At 65.7% G+C, this 20,571-nt stretch carries 17 protein-coding genes and 1 rRNA gene; 7 read left to right on the top strand and 11 right to left on the bottom strand.

The window, feature by feature from the left end; translation table 11 throughout:
• A 16S ribosomal RNA gene (locus C451_RS21090) occupies positions 1-1,239 on the bottom strand; the annotation flags it as partial.
• A gap of 646 nt (positions 1,240-1,885) precedes the next feature.
• Positions 1,886-2,197: a non-histone chromosomal MC1 family protein gene (locus C451_RS11100; RefSeq protein WP_007740578.1), complete on the bottom strand. Its 312-nt coding sequence runs from the start codon at positions 2,195-2,197 to the stop codon at positions 1,886-1,888.
• A 181-nt stretch (positions 2,198-2,378) separates the two neighbouring features.
• Here C451_RS11100 and C451_RS11095 point away from each other — a divergent pair, with 181 nt between their 5' ends.
• Positions 2,379-2,576: a hypothetical protein gene (locus tag C451_RS11095; protein WP_004051936.1), complete on the top strand. Its 198-nt coding sequence runs from the start codon at positions 2,379-2,381 to the stop codon at positions 2,574-2,576.
• 23 nt (positions 2,577-2,599) lie between these two features.
• Entirely contained in the window at positions 2,600-3,649 is a 1,050-nt protein-coding gene (locus tag C451_RS11090) for a quinone-dependent dihydroorotate dehydrogenase (protein WP_007740577.1), read from the top strand.
• On the opposite strand, the gene pheT is transcribed toward C451_RS11090, so the two are convergent.
• Entirely contained in the window at positions 3,650-5,362 is a 1,713-nt protein-coding gene (gene pheT / locus C451_RS11085; protein ID WP_007740576.1) for a phenylalanine--tRNA ligase subunit beta, read from the bottom strand.
• Positions 5,362-6,861, bottom strand: coding sequence for a phenylalanine--tRNA ligase subunit alpha (pheS, locus tag C451_RS11080; protein WP_007740575.1), 1,500 nt, complete (start codon positions 6,859-6,861; stop codon positions 5,362-5,364). Before pheS ends, pheT begins: the two co-directional genes overlap by 1 nt.
• A gap of 95 nt (positions 6,862-6,956) precedes the next feature.
• Between pheS and C451_RS11075 the strand changes: the two genes are divergently transcribed.
• On the top strand, positions 6,957-8,021 hold the full coding sequence (locus C451_RS11075) for a ferredoxin--NADP reductase (protein WP_007740574.1): 1,065 nt from the start codon (positions 6,957-6,959) through the stop codon (positions 8,019-8,021).
• 26 nt (positions 8,022-8,047) lie between these two features.
• On the opposite strand, the gene C451_RS11070 is transcribed toward C451_RS11075, so the two are convergent.
• The 6 genes from C451_RS11070 to C451_RS11045 form a co-directional block, all read right to left on the bottom strand.
• On the bottom strand, positions 8,048-9,631 hold the full coding sequence (locus C451_RS11070; protein ID WP_007740573.1) for a tryptophan--tRNA ligase: 1,584 nt from the start codon (positions 9,629-9,631) through the stop codon (positions 8,048-8,050).
• A complete protein-coding gene (endA, locus tag C451_RS11065; RefSeq protein ID WP_007740572.1) occupies positions 9,628-10,653 on the bottom strand; it encodes a tRNA-intron lyase in 1,026 nt (341 codons plus the stop codon). Before endA ends, C451_RS11070 begins: the two co-directional genes overlap by 4 nt.
• Before the next feature lie 71 nt (positions 10,654-10,724).
• Positions 10,725-11,453, bottom strand: a complete 729-nt coding sequence (locus tag C451_RS11060) for a topoisomerase DNA-binding C4 zinc finger domain-containing protein (RefSeq protein ID WP_007740566.1) — start codon at positions 11,451-11,453, stop codon at positions 10,725-10,727.
• A gap of 52 nt (positions 11,454-11,505) precedes the next feature.
• A complete protein-coding gene (locus C451_RS11055) occupies positions 11,506-13,830 on the bottom strand; it encodes a DEAD/DEAH box helicase (protein ID WP_007740560.1) in 2,325 nt (774 codons plus the stop codon).
• Positions 13,831-14,024: 194 nt separating this feature from the next.
• Positions 14,025-14,522, bottom strand: coding sequence for a hypothetical protein (locus C451_RS11050; RefSeq protein ID WP_049913081.1), 498 nt, complete (start codon positions 14,520-14,522; stop codon positions 14,025-14,027).
• A gap of 167 nt (positions 14,523-14,689) precedes the next feature.
• Positions 14,690-15,121 carry a CBS domain-containing protein gene (locus C451_RS11045; RefSeq protein ID WP_007740558.1) on the bottom strand — a complete coding sequence of 144 codons (432 nt, stop codon included), beginning with the start codon at positions 15,119-15,121 and terminating at the stop codon, positions 14,690-14,692.
• A gap of 97 nt (positions 15,122-15,218) precedes the next feature.
• Between C451_RS11045 and lipA the strand changes: the two genes are divergently transcribed.
• Positions 15,219-16,157: a lipoyl synthase gene (lipA, locus tag C451_RS11040; protein ID WP_007740556.1), complete on the top strand. Its 939-nt coding sequence runs from the start codon at positions 15,219-15,221 to the stop codon at positions 16,155-16,157.
• 30 nt (positions 16,158-16,187) lie between these two features.
• Here lipA and C451_RS11035 read toward each other — a convergent pair whose 3' ends face one another.
• Positions 16,188-16,580 (bottom strand): VOC family protein, encoded by a 393-nt coding sequence (locus C451_RS11035; protein ID WP_049913087.1) that lies wholly within the window; start codon positions 16,578-16,580, stop codon positions 16,188-16,190.
• 263 nt (positions 16,581-16,843) lie between these two features.
• On the opposite strand from C451_RS11035, the gene pdhA reads away from it, so the two are divergent.
• From pdhA to C451_RS11020, 3 genes are read left to right on the top strand one after another with little or no spacing between them, the layout of a single operon-like run.
• Entirely contained in the window at positions 16,844-17,947 is a 1,104-nt protein-coding gene (gene pdhA / locus C451_RS11030) for a pyruvate dehydrogenase (acetyl-transferring) E1 component subunit alpha (protein ID WP_007740554.1), read from the top strand.
• Positions 17,944-18,954, top strand: a complete 1,011-nt coding sequence (locus C451_RS11025; protein WP_007740553.1) for an alpha-ketoacid dehydrogenase subunit beta — start codon at positions 17,944-17,946, stop codon at positions 18,952-18,954. Before pdhA ends, C451_RS11025 begins: the two co-directional genes overlap by 4 nt.
• A complete protein-coding gene (locus C451_RS11020; RefSeq protein WP_007740552.1) occupies positions 18,955-20,523 on the top strand; it encodes a dihydrolipoamide acetyltransferase family protein in 1,569 nt (522 codons plus the stop codon).
• Positions 20,524-20,571 lie beyond the last annotated feature (48 nt).

The raw sequence follows: 20,571 nt of genomic DNA, 5'->3' as shown, positions 1-20,571 counted from the left end.
GGACGCGGGTCTCGCTCGTTGCCTGACTTAACAGGACGCCTCACGGTACGAGCTGACGGCGGCCATGCACCTCCTCTCAGTGGCTCAAGTAAGCCCATCAGACTGACTGTCACTGCACACTGTCGGTGCCGGTGAGATGTCCGGCGTTGAGTCCAATTAAACCGCAGGCTCCTCCGGTTGTAGTGCTCCCCCGCCAATTCCTTTAAGTTTCATCCTTGCGGACGTACTTCCCAGGCGGCTCGCTTCTCGGCTTCCCTACGGCACAGCGCTGGCTCGTAGCCAACGCCACACCTAGCGAGCATCGTTTACAGCTTGGACTACCCGGGTATCTAATCCGGTTCGAGACCCAAGCTTTCGTCCCTCACCGTCGGGTCCGTTCTCCAGAGACGCTTTCGCTACCGGCGGTCCGTCCAGGATTACGGGATTTCACTCCTACCCCGGACGTACCTCTCTGGTCTCCCGGCCCCAAGCCGACTGGTTTCCGCCGGACGTCCACCTGTTGAGCGGGTGGATTTCCCGACGGACCCGTTCGGCCGGCTACGGACGCTTTAGGCCCAATAATAGTGGCTATCACTCGAGCTGCCGGTATTACCGCGGCGGCTGGCACCGGTCTTGCNGTTCGGCCGGCTACGGACGCTTTAGGCCCAATAATAGTGGCTATCACTCGAGCTGCCGGTATTACCGCGGCGGCTGGCACCGGTCTTGCCCAGCTCTTATTCTGAGACCTTCTTACGGTCACGAAAAGCGAGGACTGTATGCCCTCGCACTCGGGGTCCCCTTATCGCACTGGCGTGCAGTGTAAAGGTTTCGCGCCTGCTGCGCCCCGTAGGGCCCGGTATCTTGTCTCAGATACCGTCTCCGGGTTCTTGCTCTCACAACCCGTACCGATTATCGGCACGGTGGGCCGTTACCCCACCGTCTACCTAATCGGCCGCAGTCACGTCCTCCGGCGGCGGACCGTTTCCGACTTTCTGTNGTACCGATTATCGGCACGGTGGGCCGTTACCCCACCGTCTACCTAATCGGCCGCAGTCACGTCCTCCGGCGGCGGACCGTTTCCGACTTTCTGTGTTCCAACATGAAAGCAGTATCCGGAATTAGCCTCAGTTTCCCGAGGGTATTCCGGTCCAGAGGGTAGTTTGACCACGTGTTACGGAGCTATTTGCTACGGGTCTAAACCCGTACAACTAGCATGGCTGAATCGGACCCCGATAGCNACACAAGGGTGTGTTCACCTATCGGGTTCGCGTTCGTGACACCGCGGACCGAACCGGGTGTCACCGAACTATCAGGGCTAACGTCAGATCCCGTCTTGACGGCGGACCGCAGGGGCGGAATCCTCATCTCCTTCGGATCTCTTCGTACACCGTTCGAGGGTATAAACCCTTCGAAGCGGTGACCCGGTGAGCGAGCCGATCTCGCCCACCGCGATCCGGCGAGAGCCGAGTTGAACGGCCCCCGAGTGTCGCTTTCTTTCTGCATTCCATCCGAGTGCCCTGTACCACTTAAGGGCGTCGGATCGTCGTTCGGTCGATCGTTTCCAACCGACCTTCGCATTCCATTCGAATGCCGGGTAACGGATAAACCCGTCGGAAGAGACGCCGTGTGTCGCCCGTTCACGCCGAACTCGTGTGTCGCTGTGACGAGTGAAGTTCGATGCCGCGCTTCGAAAATATTGCTGCTACCAAAAGGACAGAGCCCGGAGACCGCCGCGAAAAAACGGCGAACTATCATTACTGTGATTGTATGGCCTCGAAGAGCTGTTGCGCGGCTGGAGGTCGACCGTTCATCCCGCGCGTGTGCGTCGGGTCGGGTCGGATGTCTGGCCGCGCGTGTGGGCGTCGGCACGTCGAACAAAAAGTCGGCCCGGTTCGTCGGTCGCGGCTTACAGCTCTTCGAGATGTTCGATGCCCTGTTTCGAGACGTTCGCCTCCGTGATCCGATCGGGCATCCAGTCTGGTTTGTCGTCGGGTGCGTCCTCGCGCCACGCCCAGCCCTCGTAGATGTGGACCTTCTGCGTGCCCTTCTCGCGCAGTCGGAGATCCGCCCGACCGGCATCGTCCTCCGAATCGGCAGGATCGAGCCGGCGAGCGGCCTTCAACGCCGCCTGCCGTGGCGTCCGTCCCGAGAAGACGCTCGTTTCCCCATCACTCTCGCGCAGTGCGAAGTTTCGCTTACCGTCCGTATCACGTGCCATGGTTTTGGTCGCTCCATGGGAACCCAACGCAGGCCACATTATAAATATATCCCCGGCAGGGGGCGTCGACACGGATCGGGACCTATCGAAGCGTCGATCACCGACGGGGAGGGTGATCCGGTCGCCGCTCGGACCGTAACGTTAAGTGTATGCTACGTCGAACCCCGGTCAAGACTCCGCGATGGTACGGAAAAAGAAACTGAGTCCCAGCGGGGCAAAGGACGACGACGGCGAATACCACAACGTCCACGTCAACCTTCACGAGGACGAGCTGGCCGTCGCCGGGATGGCCATCGGCGACGAGGTGTTCGTCCGGGTGCGCGAGGACAAGATCATCATCCAGAAAGCCGACCAGGACGAGGTCGAGCACGACTTCTGAGTCGCCCAAACGACACATTCCCGATGCGCGCGTACGATGCCCTGAAACCACTGTTGTTCCGCCTCCCGCCCGAAACCACCCACAGCGCGGCCCACGCCCTCCTCGATGGCGTCCAGCACACGCCGCTCGAACGCGCCCTCGACGCCCGCTACACCGTCGACGACCCCCGACTACGGACGGACGTGTTCGGCTGTGAGTTCCCGAATCCGGTCGGCGTCGCCGCCGGTTTCGACAAGAACGCCGAGGTCCCGCGCGGGCTCTCGAAACTCGGCTTCGGCCACGTCGAAGTCGGCGGCGTCACCGCCGAGCCGCAGTCGGGCAACCCACAGCCGCGGCTCTTCCGCCTCCCGGAGGACAGGGCGCTGGTCAACCGAATGGGGTTCAACAACCACGGTGCCGACCGCATCGGCGACCGACTCACGCGTGCGCGCGTTGATGTTCCCGTCGGCGTCAACATCGGGAAATCGAAGACGACGCCGCTCGACGAGGCGGCCGCCGACTACCGCTACTCCTACGAGCGCTGCGCGGCGGGCGACTACTTCGTCGTGAACGTCTCCAGCCCGAACACGCCGGGCCTGCGCGATCTCCAGAACCGCGAACATCTGGAACGGATCCTCGGTACGCTCCAGGACGCCGGCGCGAGCCCGCTGCTCGTGAAGCTCTCGCCGGATCTCACCGACGACGCGACCGCGGAAGCGATCGAGGTCGCCGAAGAGCGCTCCCTCGACGGGATCATCGCCACGAACACGACCACCGAGCGAGCGTCGTCGCTTCGTGGGAAACACCGAACCGAAGAGGGCGGGCTCTCGGGAGCGCCGCTCGAATCACGTGCGACGAGAGCCGTCCGTTTCGTGGCCGAGCGCACCGACATGCCGGTGATCGGCGTCGGTGGCGTTTCGAACGCGAAGGATGCCTATCGAAAGATCCGAGCCGGCGCGTCCCTCGTCCAGCTCTACACCGGGCTCGTCTACCGGGGACCGGCCATCGCGCGCGCGATCAACCGTGGCCTGCTCGCTCTCCTGGAGCGCGACGGGTTCGAATCGGTCGCCGACGCGGTCGGCGCGGACAATTAACTATCGCAGCGCGTCGGCGCGAAACTCGAAACCGACGACAGGAACCTCCAGCCCGTGCTCGACCAGTACCTTCGGGTGGAGTTCGCCGACGACGCCCGCGTGCTCGCCGTCGAGCACGACGCTCGCGACGCGACCCTCGATGAACGAGGGATGGTCGGTCGCAGATGTTTGCAATTCGACGTCGAACGCGCGCGCGAGCGATTCTAGCCGCCCCTTCGCGTCCTCGTAGGAAGCATCGGTCCGGGCGAGCACGCCAGCGATGCGGCGCTCCTCGGCGACGTTCGTGTTCTCGTCAGGATCGACATGGGCGGCGAGACCGACCTCGNCGAGCTCCTGTGGGTAGCGTCGATGGGTGTTGTTCTCCAGAACCATCAGTAGCGAGGGGAGCGCCCACGTGCGGACGATCTCGTAGTCGCGGCTATACGGTTCGGCGATCGTCGCGGGCTCGGCGGCCCCGAGAGCGTCGTCGCTCGGCGAGAGGTCCATTCGGTCGAAGTTCTCCGACTCGCCGATGAGATGGAAGTCCAGCAAGTCCTCGAAGCCCAGGCCGACGAGCGTCTCGCGGATCGCCCGCTCGTGGCGCGAGCGCTCGTGGCGGCCGCCGACGGTGCTGACGTCGGGATACTCCGGCTCCAGACGGTTGAACCCGTACGCGCGCCCGATGTCGTCGATCACGTCGACGGGATGGAGCACGTCGGTCCGATAGGGCGGGATCGAGACGCGATAGCTGAGTGTGTCGCCCTCGCCGTCGCTCTCGGCGTCGAGCCCCGCCCGTTCGAGCAGATCGATCACCTCCTGCTGGTCGACGTCGATGCCGAGTGCGCGCTCGATACGCTGGTGGGAAACGGTCTTGTCGTCGGTCGCGAGATCGGGACGGTCGAGCGTTCGGTCGGGATATTCGACACTCACGCGCTCGATCGTCGCGCCGCGCGCGTCGAGCGCGTAACAGATGATGTTGCACATCCGATCGATCGTCCACTGGTCGGTGCCCGTGAGCTCGACGAACAGTCCCCGACTGCCCGTGTCGACCTCGGTGCGCCGACCGTTGATCACCGGCGGGAACGAGAACAGTCCGAGATCGTCGTAGATAGCGGGGTAGCGCTCGTAGCCGTCGAGCAGGGGGGCGTACGTCTCGCCGGTCGGATGATCGGTGAGCACCTCGGCGGGCGTGAGTTCGTCGTTGCTATCGAGCGGGACGAAACTCTCCCCGTCTGGATCGATACCGCGATAACTGATCGAGTTCTCGCCGCCCTCCACCCGTGACTGGCCCTTCAGCATCGTCAGATCGTGAATGCCGATCGCGCCCTTCGCGCGCCCGCGACCCATCGTCGCGTGAAGTTTCTCCTGAAGCTGGATCAGCGAGTCGAGTCCTGCCTCGTCGAGGTCGAGACCACGGATCACGGCCCCGGTGACGTACGGGCGCTCGTCGGGCACGCTCTCGTTGACCTCGATCGTCCAGTCGGCGTCGTTGGTCGATGGAACGTAGACCCCGCTGTCGTCGCCGTACTGATAGCGCAGCGAGCGCGCGACGCCCTCGACCGAGAGGCGATCCAGTCGATCGGCCTCGAACTCCAGTTGAAACAGTCCGTCCTCGGTCTCGCCCTCGAACTCCAACCCGAGCTCGAAGAGGTCATCGAGCAGTTCGTCGTCATCCTTCTCCCCGTGGCCGGTGAACCGCCGGAGTTCGTCGGGATCGACGTCGACGACGGGCATCAGTAGACCACCTCCGCGTTCCGCAGGAAATCGAGATCGACGAGCGTCCCGTGGACGTCGCGGATGTCCTCGAAGCCGTGCGTGAGCATCAGCAGTCGTTCGAGCGCGAGCCCCCAGGCCATCACGTCGCAGTCGACGCCGAGCGGGTCGAGCATCTCCGGGCGGAACAGTCCAGAGTTGCCGATCTCGACGAGCTCGCCGGTAGTCGGATGTTCGCCGAACAGTTCGAAGCTCGGCTCCGTGTAGGGGTTGTACGTCGGCTTGAACTCCAGATCGGTGATGCCGAACTGGGCGTAGAACTCGGTGAACGTACCCATCAGGTCGCGTACTGAGAGATCCTCGGCCATCACCAGCCCTTCGATCTGGAAGAATTCGAGCAGATGGGTCGCATCCAGCGTATCGTTTCGATACACCTTCTCGACGCTGAACAGTCGCTGTGGCGGTTCCAAGTCACCGGCTGCGACGCCGGCGAGATGGCGCGCCGACAGCGAGGTCGTGTGTCCGCGCAGCGAGAGCCGTCGGGCGACGTCGGTCGACCACGGCGAGTGATAGCCGTCGCCGTCCGGACCGACTCCCTCGCGGTGGGCGTGTTCGACGCCAGCGACCAGTTCGTCGGGGAGCTCGTCGATCGCGTCGGGGTCGGCAAGCGTGAACTGGTCCCAGTGGGTTCGTGCGGGGTGATCCTGGGGCATGAACAGGCAGTCGTTGATCCAGAATTCGGCGTCGGCGTGTGGGCCGTCCATCTCCTCGAACCCCATCCCGACGAGCACGTCCGTCACACGCTCGGCGGTCCGGCGAAGCGGATGGAGACGACCGGCCTGCGCGCGCTCGGCGTCGGCTTCGACGTTATATGCGGCGAAATCGGCGTCGCGCCACTCGCCGGTGGTGAGCATTTCGGGAGTGAGCGCCCCCACCGTATCCGCCGTTTCGATCCCCTCCATCAGCGCGGTGACGCCGTCGTCGGTGAGCGTGACCTCGCGAATCGTGGTCTCCTCGCGCGCGACGAGGTTGCGACCGGCGAGCCCGTCGAGCACCGACTCGTCGTCGATAGATCCGTCGTCGGCGAGCGCCGCGAGCGCCAGCCGCTCGGGATCGTCAGCCGGGTCCGCATCGGGAGCGACCGAGATCTGTCCATCCTCGATCGTTCCGTAGCCCTTCCTGGAGAAGTTCGAGAGCGCGATGTCGACCTGCGGGCCCTCGAGATCGGCCTCGTCGATCGCGCTGCCGAGGTCCGTCTCGCCGCCGATCGCGACGACGGCCTCGCGGAGCGCCAGTTCGGGCAACTCGGTGTCGGCGTACTCGCGGCCTTCCTCGGTGAGCGTCGCGTCGGTCTCGACGCGTTCGGTGAGGTCGACGAGTCCCTCCTCTTCGAGAGTGAAGGCCGCGCCGACCACTGTCGGTTCCGGCAGATCGGCCTCGGCGGCCAGTCGCTCGATCGACCGTGCCTCGTTCGCGCTCGCGGCTTCGAGCACGGCGCGTTGTGCGTCCGGGAGTTTCATGCAGGCGTCTATCAGGGTCGCTCAACTAACGGTTCCGACTCGGGGCGCGGACCCACCGAAGAGCTAACCCCGTCGAGCGAGAGGCTTCGGGAACGATGTCGCCGAAACGCATCGCCGAGGCGGAGGCCGACGAGGCCGAGATCGAGAACCAACGGGCCACCATCACCGAACGCGCGGCGATGGATCGCCAGCGCGACGAGGAGATCGAGAACGTGCTCGACGCCGACCGCGAGACGCTCGTCGAGCGCGCGGGAGTCGACGAACCACCAGGCGACGTGGTCGGTGAGCAGGAATCGTGGCACGAGGCCATCGAGCAACTCGCCGCGACGAACGCGGAGTCGATGGCCGACGCGATGGCGACGAAGGTCGACACTCTCCGCGGGCGGGCCGAACGGGAGCATCCGTCGCTGTTGCGCCTGCGCTTTCGTCCGGAGGAATCCTTCGAGTTCGTGCCGGGTCAGTACGCGCGCATCAGCTACGAACAGGAGGAGCCGCGCGTCTACTCGATCGCGAGTTCGCCCAACAGCGACGAGCTCGAACTCTGCATCCGGCGCGTGCCCGACGGCGAGCTCACGCCCGATCTCTGCGACAGAACCGCCGTGGGCGACGAACTGTTCCTTCGCGGACCCTACGGCGACGAGTTCATGCTCCAGGACCCCTCCGAGCGCGACCTCGTCTTCATCGCCACCGGAACGGGCGCGGCCCCGTTCAAGAGCATGATCGACTACACCTTCGAGGAGGGGCGCGACGAGTTCGAGGGTCACGAACGCGACGTCTGGCTGTTTCTCGGGGCTTCCTGGAAGGACGACCTCCCCTACCGCGAGGAGTTCCTCGCGCTCGCCGACGAGAACCCGAACTTCCACCCTGTCTTCACCTGCAGCCGCGAGGAGTATCTCGGCGACTGGGACGGCGCGACCGAGTACGTCCAGCACACCTTGCTCAAATATCTCGACCCCGACTGCGTCGACACCGACAGCCTTCCGCCCGATATCGCCGAGTTCGTCGGCGGCGAGACGAAAACCGGCATCGAAGCGAGAATCGACCCGAAAAACGCCGAGGTGTACGTCTGTGGCATCGGCGCGATGTGCGAAAGCGTCCGCGAGGTCGTCGAGCCACTCGGGGTGCCCGATCTCTACTACGAGGAGGAAAGCTACGGGTAAGCGGGCGGATCGGCCGAATTAGGCAGTCAGTTTGCCGCTTCGGTTTCGGCACCGAGGCCGAGATCGATGTCGAGACCATCCAGCACTTCCTTCGCTTCCTCGCGTTTTTCCTGATGATCTTCGAGGAACTCGCGCATCAGTTCCGCGGCCTGCTCCTTGCAGCCACCACAGAGGCGCTCGCCGTTCGTACACTCCTCGTAGACGCGGATCGCGAACTCGTCGTCGTCCGCCGCGAGCAGGTAGTTGTAGAGCTCGTAGACCGGACATTCGTCGGCCCGACCGCCGAGTTCGCGCTGTTTTTCGGCCGTCTCGCGCCCGCCCGTGGTCGCCGATTTCACTTTCTCGTAACCGTCTTCGGGGTCGTCGAGCAGGCTAATGTGGCTCGCCGGCACCGAGGAGCTCATCTTCCCACCCGTGAGGCCGGTCATGAACCGGTGATAGATCGAGGAAGGAGCGACAAACCCGTAGCCGCCGTGATCGAGTTCGACCTCGCGCGCGAGCGATTCGGCATCCTCCCGCGAGAGCTCGAAACTGTCGATGTGGCCCTCGTAGACGCGCTTTTCGCCCTCGACCGCCTCGATGAGCGCTTCGAACGCCTCGTCGGTCGCGGTGCGATCGAGGAACCGGGTCCGCGGGCGGAGCGGTTCCTTGCCGGCGGCGCGGAGTTTCTCGATCGCGCCCGCGCGTGTGGAGCCCGCGTCTCCCGAATCGGCGAGCCAGTCGGCGGCCTCGACGCAGCGGATCGGCTCCTCATCGGTGCTCTCGGAGAGCGCGTCGTACGCCTCGCCGATGAGTACGCGCTCCTCGCTGTCGGTCTCGAAGCTCGCGTACGCTTCGCTGACCTTGAAATAGCGCATGCTGGCCGCGAGATCGCGCGAGAGCCTGACGTGGGGATCCTGGTCCGGGCCCACCGGGATCACCGTGGGTTTCGGTTCGTCGATCTGAGGGTAGAGGATGTCCGCCATCTGGGTGACGACGCTCTGCATGTGCGAGACGTTGGTCTCGCCGTCGAAGCCGTAGAGCGCCTGCATCTCCGAGAAGTTGACGTGCGCGCCGAGTTCGAAGGCGAGATCCTGGAGCGGACGATTATCCGATTGGCGATAGATCTCACCCTCCTCGGGATCGAATCCGAGCGCGATGAGGCTCAGCAGGTACTCACGCGAGTGGCGGGCGATCTCGTCCCAGGAGAGCCCGCGGGCGCTGTGGGCCTCCATGTCGGCGATCAGCGCGTAGGCGTCGCCGCCCTGCTGCTGGTGCCAGACGATCTCGTCGATGACGAGCTTGTGACCGATGTGCGGATCGCCGGTCGGCATCCACCCGGAAAGAACGGCGAACTCGTCGTCGTTCGCCATCGCGCGCGCGACACGATCGTATCCTCGATGGCCGAAGATGACCCCGCGACGCATCAGATAGTGGGGGCTCGGCACGTCGGGGAGCACGTCGTCGAACTCCTCGATGCCGAACTCCTCGAAGAGCTTGCGGTAGTCGGCAACGGTCGAGGATCCCCACGGGTCGAGCGTCGTCTCGTCGGCTCCAGTCGCTGTGCCACCATCCGTTCGAGGTAGCTGGTCCGGCGCTCGTCGGTCGTCCGCGGGCTGTGGGTCGGTCATGGTGTGATTCGCTCGACGGCGAGCCAGTCGATGTCTTCATTCATGTGGGTCAGCGCAAAAGCCATTCGCTTGTGAACCCCGCCGGCGAGCCGCACGTCGAGCGAGAGTTCGCGCGGGCCGAAAGTATAGTCGGCGGGAAGCACTCGCACCAGAAATTCCGAGTGGCCGAGGTTCTCGACCGACTCGACGTCCGCGTATGTCCGGAAATCAGCGCCGAACTTGAACCCGGTTTTGGGGACGAGTCCCGACCGCCGCAGCGTGGCGTAGACCGCAAGTCGGCGGTCGAACCGCTCACCCTCGACCGCTCGCCCGCGCTCGACGACCGTTTCGGCTCCGCCGTCGAGCTCCAGCACCCCCTCCCGGGCGAGAAATGCCGTCTCGACGAGTGAGAGCTGGAGCGGGCCACCCTCGGCCCCGCGGCCGGCGAGGCGCTGACCGTAGAACGCCCGCTCGTAGAGATCGTCGGGTGGGTTCCAGAGCACGGTTCGATCCTCCAGCAGGTCGGCGGCGATCCCGGTCGGGCGATCGTAGTCGGTGCTTCCCGTCATCTCGGGACGCGAGGTGTCGAGATAGGTGATCTCGCTCTCTTCGTCGACGACGGCGAGCACCACGCTCCCGAGGTCGCTCGCGGACACCGCCGCGCGCTCGCCGACGACGCGCACGTGGTAGGCGATCGCGTCGTCCCACGGTCCGTTGCCCTGCGGGTAGACCACGAGATCCGCACTCGTCCGTGCGTCGTCACCGTCGACCCAGCCCTCGCGCGCGGGCGAGAGGTAGAACCCGCGCTCGCGGAAGTCCTTGTAGACCAGAAACCGGACCACACAGTCGGTCGCAGCGAGGAATTCCGCCAGCCCCATCCCGTCGACTGCGTCGAGATCGTCGCGAAAGAGCAGGTGGGCGGCCTCGACCGGCGCGAGCACGACGCCCGCGCCGTCGGGCCGACCGTAGCCACTTGAGTCGTAAAAGCGCTGGCGCGCGTCGCCGCCGACCCGGACGACGCCGCCGTCGAGCGTGCCTTCCATAGCGACAGCGGGTCGCGCGACGACAAGTCGCCTGCGGTCGGCCGTGATGGCCTAATGAAGATCGAAGCGGATCAACCGGCGCGCCCGCAGGTCGCGTCGAGACAGCGCCGTCCACTAGTCGTGTCGAACGCCGGCAACCCGCACTCGCAGTCGCCGTCGACCGTTCCCGACGGGATCGAGAACGCGGTCTCGCAGTCGGGATAGTTCTCACAGCCGGCGAGCAGTTGGCCGTTGCGGACGATATGGAGATCGCCGTCGCAGTCAGGGCAGCCCCACTCGTGATCGAACGCTTCGTTCACTCGGTCGTCGAGCGATTCGCACTCGCGGTCGATGCAGAGCGTGAACGCCCGCCCGCGCTCGGCGACCATCGTCGGCAACCCGCAGTCGCGACAGGCCCGGTCGAGCACGTCCGCGCCCGCCGGCAGCCCGTAGCGCTCGTCGCAGTCGAGACACGTCACCGCACCGTTCGTGCGGACGAGCACACCCTCGCAGTCGGGGCAGTCGCCTACGGGAACGCCGGCGTCGGAGGCCGGATAGCGCGCGAGTCCGTGCTCCTCGTTGGCGACGACGTCCAGCGACGAGTCGCCGTCGGTGGCGGTCAGCGAAAACGTCCCGCCGCTCGTCCCTTCGTAGCTGAGCGTCTCGGGACGGGTGAGCCACGCCGCGGGCTGATAGCCGTCGCGGTCGTGGATCAAAACCGTGTCGTCGGGTTTGATCACCACGACGACGTCGCCACGCTGTTCGCGCTCGCCGTCCTCGGTGATGGTGCAGTCGCCGGCGAAGATTCGGATAGCATCCATGAGGCGGCTGGCCGCGGCTTCGTAGTTGAACCTACGCCTCGCTGGGAGGAACTCAATCGACCCAAACGGTTCGCGTCTCGGTAATCGGCGCGAGCGGCAGATCCGGGAAGACGATCTCGACGATGAACTTGAGCGTATCGGGCTCGCCGCCGAAGACCGGGGCTGGAACGGTCTCCGACCCCAGAAACGAACTCGTCGCCGTCATCTCGGTGTCGTTGACCGAGACGCGGATCCCGGCGCGCGCGCCGTCGCCATCGTTCTCGATCGTCACCTCGCACAGTTCGTTCTCGCCGCGTGCGATCCGTTCGGGGAATTCATTCCAGTCGATCGACAGCGCGGGGAGATCGCGCGCGCTCTCGACGACCCGCTCGGCAACGCCTTCCGTGAGACCGGCGGCGACGAGCTCCTCGACACCTGCTTCGACGACGGCAGCGGGAGTTTCGATCCCCTCACCGGCGAGTTTGCTCGCTCTGCCCGGGCCGACGCCGTCGATTGCGGTGAGCGCGACTGACTCCTCGCCCACCCCGTTCTCGACGCGCGCGGCCGCGCGACGTGCACGATTGGCCTCCCACTCCGAGCCGAAGCGATCGAGGAAGGCCCGGAGCGCGGCGAGCAGGCGCACGGCGTTCTGGCGAATGACCCACGCGTCGCTCTGGAGTTCGCTCGGCGTCGCGGCGCGCGTGCTCGACGCGAGAATGGCCAGCACCTTTCGTCGGCCCGGATCGAGATCGCCGTGACCGTCGAGCACGCTCTCGATGGCGTCGCGCTCGGCGCGGCGGGCGTTCACGCTGTCGAACTCCGCGCTCCGGGCGACCGCTTCGAGAAGGGCGCTCGTCGTCGGATCGGTGCCGGCGAGATCGTAAAATCGGTGAGCGGTCGGCAGTCTGAGGTAGTACGCCGACGCGAGCGTGCCGAGCGGGGTGGCCGAGACGGTGTCGTCCTCGATCGCGACGAACCCCCGGTCGTCGAGCGTCGAGAGCGCTTCACGGACACGTTCCCTGAGCGCCGCGACCGCGCCCCCGTCGGCACTCTGGGCACGGACGAACGCGAACGTCGTCTCGAGCCACTCCATCACCTCGGAGACGTCGTCGATGGTGCCCATCGCGATCTCGGCGTTGAGATGCGTGTCGAGGTCGGCCGTGAGGTGGGAGTCGATCTCCGTCCCGTCACGGAGCAGTTTGCGATATTTCTCGGCATCGCTCCCGTCACAGACCACGTAGGCGTAGCCCGCGTCGTCGTAGCCCGGCCGGCCCGCGCGCCCGAGCATCTGGAGCACGTCGAGCGGGCTCATGTCGACCTCGCCCTCCAGGGGGTCGTGATATTTCGTGTCGCGGATCACGACACATCGTGCGGGCAGGTTGACCCCCCACGCGAGCGTCGAGGTCGAGAAGAGGAGCTGTATCTTCCCCTCGCGGAACCATTGCTCGACGTGGTCTTTGTCCGATTTCGACAGACCGGCGTGATGGAAGGCGACGCCGTCGAGCGCCGATTTCCGGAGGGTCTGGTTCTCCAGAACCTGCGTCTCGGTATGGAAATCGTAATCGCCGCGCGCGCCGATCGGGACGTCCCGCGAGGCGAGTTCGTCGCGAGCCTTCTCGGCCGCACGCACCGTGTCCTGACGAGAGGCCACGAAGACCAGTGCCTGGCCGTCGTCGCGGATGTGTTCTTCGGCCAGATCGAGCGCACGATACAGCCGACGGTATTTGTCGGCGAAGGCGTTCTCGCCGTGCGTGTAGGTCCGGACGCCGGATTCGAGATCGACGGGTCGATACTCCTGGCCGAAATCGAAGGTCGTCTCCGGGACTGCGTCGAGCCAGTCGGCGATCTCGTCGACGTTGGGCATCGTCGCCGAGAGCGCGACGACGCGCGGGGCCGCGAGCCGGCGGAGCCGGGAGATCGTGACCTCGAGCACGCTCCCCCGATTCTCCGAATCGAGCAGATGGACTTCGTCGATGACACAGCAGCCCACGTCGGTGATGAACTCGTACCGGGGCGAGTCGTGTTTGCGCGTGGCCGAATCCACCTTCTCGGGCGTCATCACCAGAATGTCGGCGCGTTCGGCTCTACGGGGGTTCAGGTCGCGCTCGCCGGTGACGACGTAGACCGAGTAGCCCAGCTCCTCGAACCGTTCCCACTCGCTTTCCTTCTCGTTGGTGAGCGCGCGCAGTGGTGCGATGAACAACGACGTCCCGCCCGCGTCGAGACACTTGCAGATGGCGAGTTCGGCGAGAGCGGTCTTCCCGCTCGCGGTGGGTGCGCTGGCGACGACGTTCTCGTCGCGGTCCATGATCGCCGGCAGCGCCTCGCGCTGCATCCGGTTGAACTCCTCGAAGGCGAAGGCGTCGGCGAACTCGGGGACCGCCTCGGCGACGTTCATGAGGTTTGCTCCCGGAGACGATCCCCACGAGCACGTCGCGAGCGAAGCGAAACGACGACGTTCACGAGCGTCGCCCCCATCGATCCTGGAGGCGTCGCGGGCGAAATGAGGCGACGGGAGTCACGTGCGTTGGTCTGTGGCTGGCGCGGCCAAAGGCGTTTCCTTACGCCCGCATGGCGCGTCTCGGCGACTCGCTACCCATCCGCATCCGCGTCGGCATCGGTACCATCGGCGTCAGCATCGGCCCCGTCCGCATCGGCGTCAGCGTCGTAGCCGTCAGCGTCCGCATCGGCGTCGTTCCCGTCCGAATCGCTGTCGGTGTCGGTGCCGTCGGAGTCACTGTCCCTGTCGATACCATCCGAATCGCTGTCCCTGTCGATACCATCCGAATCGCTGTCCCTGTCGATACCATCCGAATCGCTGTCCCTGTCGCCGGTCGCGGTCGGTCGGCCGGAGCGATCGTCTGGAGAGCGGTCGTGTTCGGCGAGGTCGTCGCCGGTGAGATAGAGATAGACAGGCGGGAGGAGGTAGGCGACGATGGCGACGGCGACGAACCACTGCTCGAAATACGCGAGCAGTCCGAGCCCGGTGAGCGCCGCCGTCGCCGCCGCGTGGATCCCCGTCCGCTGCTTCGTGTATCGCCGGTAATACTCCCAGCCCCGACGGAGTCGACCCATGCTTGCCGTGCTCATGGGGCCACTACCGTCGCCGGCGTAATCAGGATGTTCCCGGCACAGTGGGCGGCGACGCGCTCACCGACGGAAGTGTGCCGCCCATGATCTCGTGACGGCGGAGATCCAGAAGAGCGCAAGGATAACGACGTACGAGAGTACGTCGACGCCAGCGACGCGACGAGGCCTCACTCGTATTCGCCCTTGTCGACGTCGGGTTCGGGTTGGACGGACATGCCGACGCGCTGTTGGGGGAGGAAATGCGCGAGATCGGTCGTAGTGACGATGCCGACGGGTTCGCCGTCCTCGGTCACGGGGAGTTTCTTGACCGTGTTCTGGCCCATGCGCTCGCCCGCATCGCCCACGCTGTCGGTCGGACGGATGGTGACGACCGGATCGGACATCAGTTCGGCGACCGCCGTTTCCGTCGGATCGAGCCCGTCGGCGACGCTACCGACGATATCCGTCTCGGTGACGATCCCCTCGATGCGCTCCTCGCCGACGATCAGCGAGCCGATCCCCTGGTCGGTGAGCGCACGGGCAGCGACCGCGATCGTCGTCTCGCCGGTGACCGTCCGGACCGGCGTCGTCATGACGTCGTTCACGGGTGTGTCCTTCATTGGCGTGTGTAGCGGTATCGTTCCCACAACTTAATCGTACTGGTCGTGGCGACCCGACGAACCGCACGCTTTTGCCGGGCGACCCCCGACGGGCGGTATGAGTCGGGCGCGCAAACCGGCGTGGCTGAAGAGCCGCCCGCCGTCGGGCGAGCAGTTCACAGAGATCAAGGCGACCCTCCGCGAGCGCGACCTCCACACCGTCTGCGAGGAGGCCAACTGCCCGAACATGGGCGAGTGCTGGTCCGGACGGGACGGACCGGGCACCGCGACGTTCATGCTGATGGGCGAACGCTGCTCGCGCGGCTGCAACTTCTGTGACGTCGAAACCGGCGGCATGAGCGCGCTCGATCCCGACGAACCCGCGAACGTCGCCGACGCGGTCGCCGAGATCGGCCTGGAGTACGTCGTCCTGACGAGCGTGGATCGCGACGATCTCGACGACTACGGAGCCGCCCACTTCGCCCGCACGATCAGGGCGATCAAGGAGCGCGACCCGTCGATCCTCGTCGAAGTGCTGATCCCAGATTTCCAAGGCGAACCCGAGCTCGTCCGAGAGATCATCGACGCCGGCCCGGATGTGATCGCTCACAACATCGAGACGGTCGAACGGCTCCAGTGGCCCGTCCGCGACCGGCGGGCGAACTACGCCCAATCGCTCTCGGTGCTCGAACAGGTCGAACGCGAGTCCGAGATCCACACCAAGACCTCGATCATGCTCGGCGTCGGCGAATACGACCACGAGGTCTATCGCACACTGTCGGACCTCAGGGAGGCCGACGTCGACATCGTGACGCTCGGCCAGTATCTCCAGCCCTCGCGCTCGCATCTCGACGTCTCTTCCTACGTGCATCCCGATAAGTTCGAGACCTGGCGGACGGTCGCCGAGGAGGAGTTGGACTTCCTCTACTGCGCCAGCGGGCCGATGGTCCGCTCGTCGTACAAGGCCGGCGAGCTGTTCGTCGAGGCCGTGCTGCGAGAGGGCCAGTCGGTCGAGGGGGCTCGTCGGTCGGCGCGGGCGGCCTCGCAGTCGGTCTGATCGAGGGCTCAGGCGATCCCGAATTACCGATCAGACGCGTTCTTTCAGCTCGATCCGGTAACCGAACGGGTCGACGACGTAGATCGACGGAGCCTCACCGGTCGCCCCGCGCGGCGCGGCGAGCTCGTCGTCGATCTCGACGCCTTCCTCGTCGAGGCGTTCCCTGATCGTTTCAACCGATTCCTCGACGACGACGCAGAAATGGTTGAAATTCGTCGCCGTCGGTGGCTCGAACTCGTCGGTCGGCCAGAGATGGACGACCGCGGTCGCCGACAGTCGTGCGTCGAGAAACGGTTTTTCGCCCGTCTCGTAGAGCGTGTCCTCGATGCCGAAATCGAGCCGGTCGCCGTAGAACGTCCGTGCGGCGTCGGCCCCGTCGGCCGGGATGCGGAGATTGACGTGATCGAGATGTCGTGCCTTCACGCATCGATCTTCGTCGCCGAGTCGCAAAAACCGTCTGGCGGTCGGCTGGTCGTCGCCCGTCCCGCGACGGATGTTCGTGGTTCCGATCTTCACGAACGAACCGCGATTACTGACGAAGTCGTCGTTTTTCGTGTGCGAACGCGACACACGAACGGTTTTTCAGGGCTAGGGTGGCAAGAACAGCGGTCACAAAAACCCTTTTACAAAAAGGATATAACTGCGGCAATCAATGGTGCAGGTATGTCAGCGAGGTGGCTCCGCCCGTGAGCACGTTACAGCACGAGGTCGGCGAGCGCATCGAAGTTCTCGACAAGAACGGGGAGGTACGCGACGGTGCGACGGTGCCGGACATCGACGACGAACTGCTGATCGCGATGTACCGCGAGATGCGGCTGGTACGCCACTTCGACCAGCGTGCCGTCTCGCTCCAGCGCCAGGGACGCATCGGCACCTATCCGCCGCTGTCGGGCCAGGAGGCCGCACAGATCGGCAGCGCCCACGCGCTGGCCGAGGAGGACTGGCTGTTCCCGAGCTACCGCGAGCACGGCGCGTCGATGATCCGTGGGTTCTCGCTGGAGCGGACCCTGCTCTACTGGATGGGTCACGAGGTGGGCTACGAGGAAGAGGACGCCAACATCTTCACGCCCGCGGTGCCGATCGCCTCCCAGCTCCCGCACGCCGTCGGCGCGGCGTGGGCCTCGAAACTCCAGGACGAGACGAAGGCGTTTCTCTGCTACTTCGGCGACGGCGCGACCAGCGAGGGCGATTTCCACGAGGCGATGAACTTCGCGGGCGTGTTCGACACCCCCACTATCTTCTTCTGTAACAACAACCAGTGGGCGATCTCGGTTCCGAGAGAACGACAGACGGCGAGCGCGACGCTCGCCCAGAAGGCCAACGCCTACGGGTTCGAGGGCGTGCAGGTCGACGGGATGGATCCGCTCGCGGTCTATCAGGCCACCCAGCAAGCCGTCGAGAAGGCCAAGGATCCCGACGAGGACGAGCTGCGGCCGACGATGATCGAGGCCGTCCAGTACCGCTTCGGCGCGCACACGACCGCCGACGATCCCTCGGTCTACCGCGAGGACGACGAGGTCGAGGAGTGGAAACAGAAGGACCCGATCCCGCGACTGGAGGCGTTTCTGGAGGATCAGGGACTGCTCGACGACGAACGCATCGATGCGATCGAGGAGGACATCGAGGAGAGCGTCGCCGACGCGATCGAGGCGGCCGAGTCCCACGAGCGCCCGGAGCCCGAGGAGATGTTCGCGGACGTCTACGCCGAGATGCCGAAACGGCTCGACCAGCAGCTACAGTACCTGAAGCGCCTGCGCGACGACCACGGCGACGAGGAGATCCTCGAATGAGCACGACAGAACAGCAGGAAACGGGCGAAACGCAGAGCCTGACGCTCGTCCAGGCGGTTCGGGACGGGCTCTACGGCGAGATGAATCGGGACGACGACGTGGTCGTCATGGGCGAGGACGTCGGCGAGAACGGCGGCGTCTTCCGGGCGACGCAGGGCCTCCACGACGAGTTCGGTGGTGATCGCGTCATCGACACGCCGCTGGCCGAGTCGGGCATCATCGGCACGGCGATCGGGATGGCCGCCTACGGGATGAAACCCGTCCCCGAGATCCAGTTTCAGGGGTTCATCTACCCGGGCTTCGACCAGATCGTCAGCCACGCGGCGCGGCTCAGAAACCGCTCGCGCGGCCGGTTCAACTGCCCGATGGTGATCCGTGCGCCCTACGGCGGCGGCATCCGCGCGCCGGAACACCACTCCGAGTCCAAAGAGGCGTTCTTCGTCCACGAGGCTGGCCTCAAGGTCGTGATCCCGAGCACGCCCTACGACACGAAGGGGCTGCTCGCCGCCTCGATCCGCGATCCCGACCCCGTGCTGTTCCTGGAGCCGAAACTCATCTACCGTGCCTTCAGGGAGGACGTTCCCGACGAGTCCTACACCGTGCCGCTCGGCGAGGCCGCCGTCCGCCGCGAGGGAAGCGACGTCTCGGTGTTCACCTGGGGTGCGATGACCCGCCCGACGATGGAGGCCGCCGAATCGCTCGCCGAGGAGGGCATCGACTGCGAGATCGTCGATCTCCGTACGCTCTCGCCGCTCGACGACGAGGCGATCGTCGAGTCGTTCAAGAAGACGGGGCGAGCGGCGGTCGTCCACGAGGCCCCCAAGACCGGCGGGCTGGCCGGCGAGATCACCGCGACGATCCAGGAGGAGGCGCTCGTCTATCAGGAAGCACCGATCACGCGCGTCACGGGCTTCGACACGCCGTTCCCGCTCTACGCGCTCGAGGACTACTATCTGCCCGAGGCCGCCCGCATCGAGGACGGGATCCGGGAGGCCGCGGAGTTCTGAATGGTCCGCGAGTTCGAACTGCCCGACGTGGGCGAGGGCGTCGCCGAGGGCGAGATCGTCGACTGGCTGGTCGAGGAGGGCGACGCGGTCGAGGAGGACCAGCCCGTCGCCGAGGTCGAGACCGACAAGGCGGTCGTCGACGTTCCCTCGCCAGTCGACGGCAGCGTCCAAGAGATCCATGCCGAGGCGGGCGAGATGGTGCCGGTCGGTACCGTGATCATCACGTTCGCCGAGGAGGGCGACGAGGCGACGAGCACCGAGGAACCGACGGAGACGGACGCCACCACGGAGGAAAGCGCAGCGACGGGCGACGTGGAGACGACAGCCGAAGGGACGGCGGACGAGGAGACACCGACCGCGAGCGGGCGCGTCTTCGCCGCCCCGAGCGCGCGGCGGCTGGCGCGCGAACTCGGCGTCGATATCGGAAGCATCGACGGCTCCGGACCCGGTGGTCGAGTAAGCGAACACGACGTGCAAGCGGCCGCCGATGACGCGACGGGAACGGACGAGGAGGAAAGCGATTCGCCCGAACCGGCCGCCACGCGCGTCGAGGACTCCAGTGGAGCGAATGCTGGATCCACGGACAGCGCCGGGGGCGGCGCGGCACAGACATCATCGACGGGACAGCCGTCGGCGAGCGGGTCCGCGTCGAGTGGTGCGATGGCAGGCGAATCGGCCGACCGCGAGCGGACGCTCGCTGCGCCCGCGACGCGGAAACTCGCCGAGGATTCGGGGATCGATATCGACGCCGTACCCACCGACGAGGAGCGCGACGGCGAGGCGTTCGTCACGCCGGCGGCCGTCGAGTCCTACGCCGAAGCCCAGCAGGCCGCACAGGACGCCGATAGGAAGGCACTCGCGGGGGCGAGGGATGAAGAGCGGATCCCCTACCGCGGGGTTCGGCGAACCATCGGCCAGCAGATGGCGGAATCGAAATACACTGCGCCCCACGTCACTCACCACGACGAGGTCGACGTCACCGCGCTTGTCGAGGCACGGACCGATCTCAAGGAGCTCGCCGACGAACAGGAGATCAGCCTCTCGTACATGCCGTTCGTCATGAAGGCCTGCGTGGCCGCGCTGCGCGAGTTCCCGATGGTCAACTCGATGCTCGACGAGGAGGCCGAGGAGATCGTCCAGAAGAAATACTACAACATCGGCGTTGCGACCGCGACCGACGCCGGGCTGATGGTGCCCGTCGTCGAGGATGCCGACCGAAAGAACATGCTCCAGCTGGCCTCGGAGATGAACGAACTCGTCGAGAAGGCCCGCGAGCGCACGATCAGTCGGGACGAAATGCAGGGCGGCACCTTCACCATCACCAACGTCGGGGCCATCGGCGGCGAGTACGCGACACCGATCGTCAACCACCCCGAGGTGGCGATCCTCGCGCTCGGCGCGATCAAGGAGAAACCGCGAGTCGTGGACGGCGAGATCGTCCCCCGAAAGGTGATGACGCTCTCGCTGTCGATCGACCACCGCGTCATCGACGGCGCGATCGCGGCGCAGTTCACCAACCGCGTCGAGGAGTTCCTGCAGAATCCCCAGCGGTTGCTGCTCGAAGCGTAGTCGATTCAGACCCTACTGATTTTTCACGTCCGCGCGCCTCCGATCGGT

It is taken from the genome of Halococcus thailandensis JCM 13552, assembly GCF_000336715.1.
Classification (GTDB): Archaea; Halobacteriota; Halobacteria; order Halobacteriales; family Halococcaceae; genus Halococcus; species Halococcus thailandensis.
This window is presented reverse-complemented; position numbering and strand designations above follow the sequence as displayed.

Bases quoted from the DNA above. Each gene is read 5' to 3' on its own strand.
- C451_RS11100 (WP_007740578.1), bottom strand. From the start codon at position 2,197: ATGGCACGTGATACGGACGGTAAGCGAAACTTCGCACTGCGCGAGAGT.
- C451_RS11095 (WP_004051936.1), top strand. From the start codon at position 2,379: ATGGTACGGAAAAAGAAACTGAGTCCCAGCGGGGCAAAGGACGACGAC.
- C451_RS11090 (WP_007740577.1), top strand. From the start codon at position 2,600: ATGCGCGCGTACGATGCCCTGAAACCACTGTTGTTCCGCCTCCCGCCC.
- pheS (WP_007740575.1), bottom strand. From the start codon at position 6,861: ATGAAACTCCCGGACGCACAACGCGCCGTGCTCGAAGCCGCGAGCGCG.
- C451_RS11075 (WP_007740574.1), top strand. From the start codon at position 6,957: ATGTCGCCGAAACGCATCGCCGAGGCGGAGGCCGACGAGGCCGAGATC.
- C451_RS11070 (WP_007740573.1), bottom strand. From the start codon at position 9,631: ATGACCGACCCACAGCCCGCGGACGACCGACGAGCGCCGGACCAGCTA.
- endA (WP_007740572.1), bottom strand. From the start codon at position 10,653: ATGGAAGGCACGCTCGACGGCGGCGTCGTCCGGGTCGGCGGCGACGCG.
- C451_RS11060 (WP_007740566.1), bottom strand. From the start codon at position 11,453: ATGGATGCTATCCGAATCTTCGCCGGCGACTGCACCATCACCGAGGAC.
- C451_RS11055 (WP_007740560.1), bottom strand. From the start codon at position 13,830: ATGAACGTCGCCGAGGCGGTCCCCGAGTTCGCCGACGCCTTCGCCTTC.
- C451_RS11050 (WP_049913081.1), bottom strand. From the start codon at position 14,522: ATGAGCACGGCAAGCATGGGTCGACTCCGTCGGGGCTGGGAGTATTAC.
- C451_RS11045 (WP_007740558.1), bottom strand. From the start codon at position 15,121: ATGAAGGACACACCCGTGAACGACGTCATGACGACGCCGGTCCGGACG.
- lipA (WP_007740556.1), top strand. From the start codon at position 15,219: ATGAGTCGGGCGCGCAAACCGGCGTGGCTGAAGAGCCGCCCGCCGTCG.
- C451_RS11025 (WP_007740553.1), top strand. From the start codon at position 17,944: ATGAGCACGACAGAACAGCAGGAAACGGGCGAAACGCAGAGCCTGACG.
- C451_RS11020 (WP_007740552.1), top strand. From the start codon at position 18,955: ATGGTCCGCGAGTTCGAACTGCCCGACGTGGGCGAGGGCGTCGCCGAG.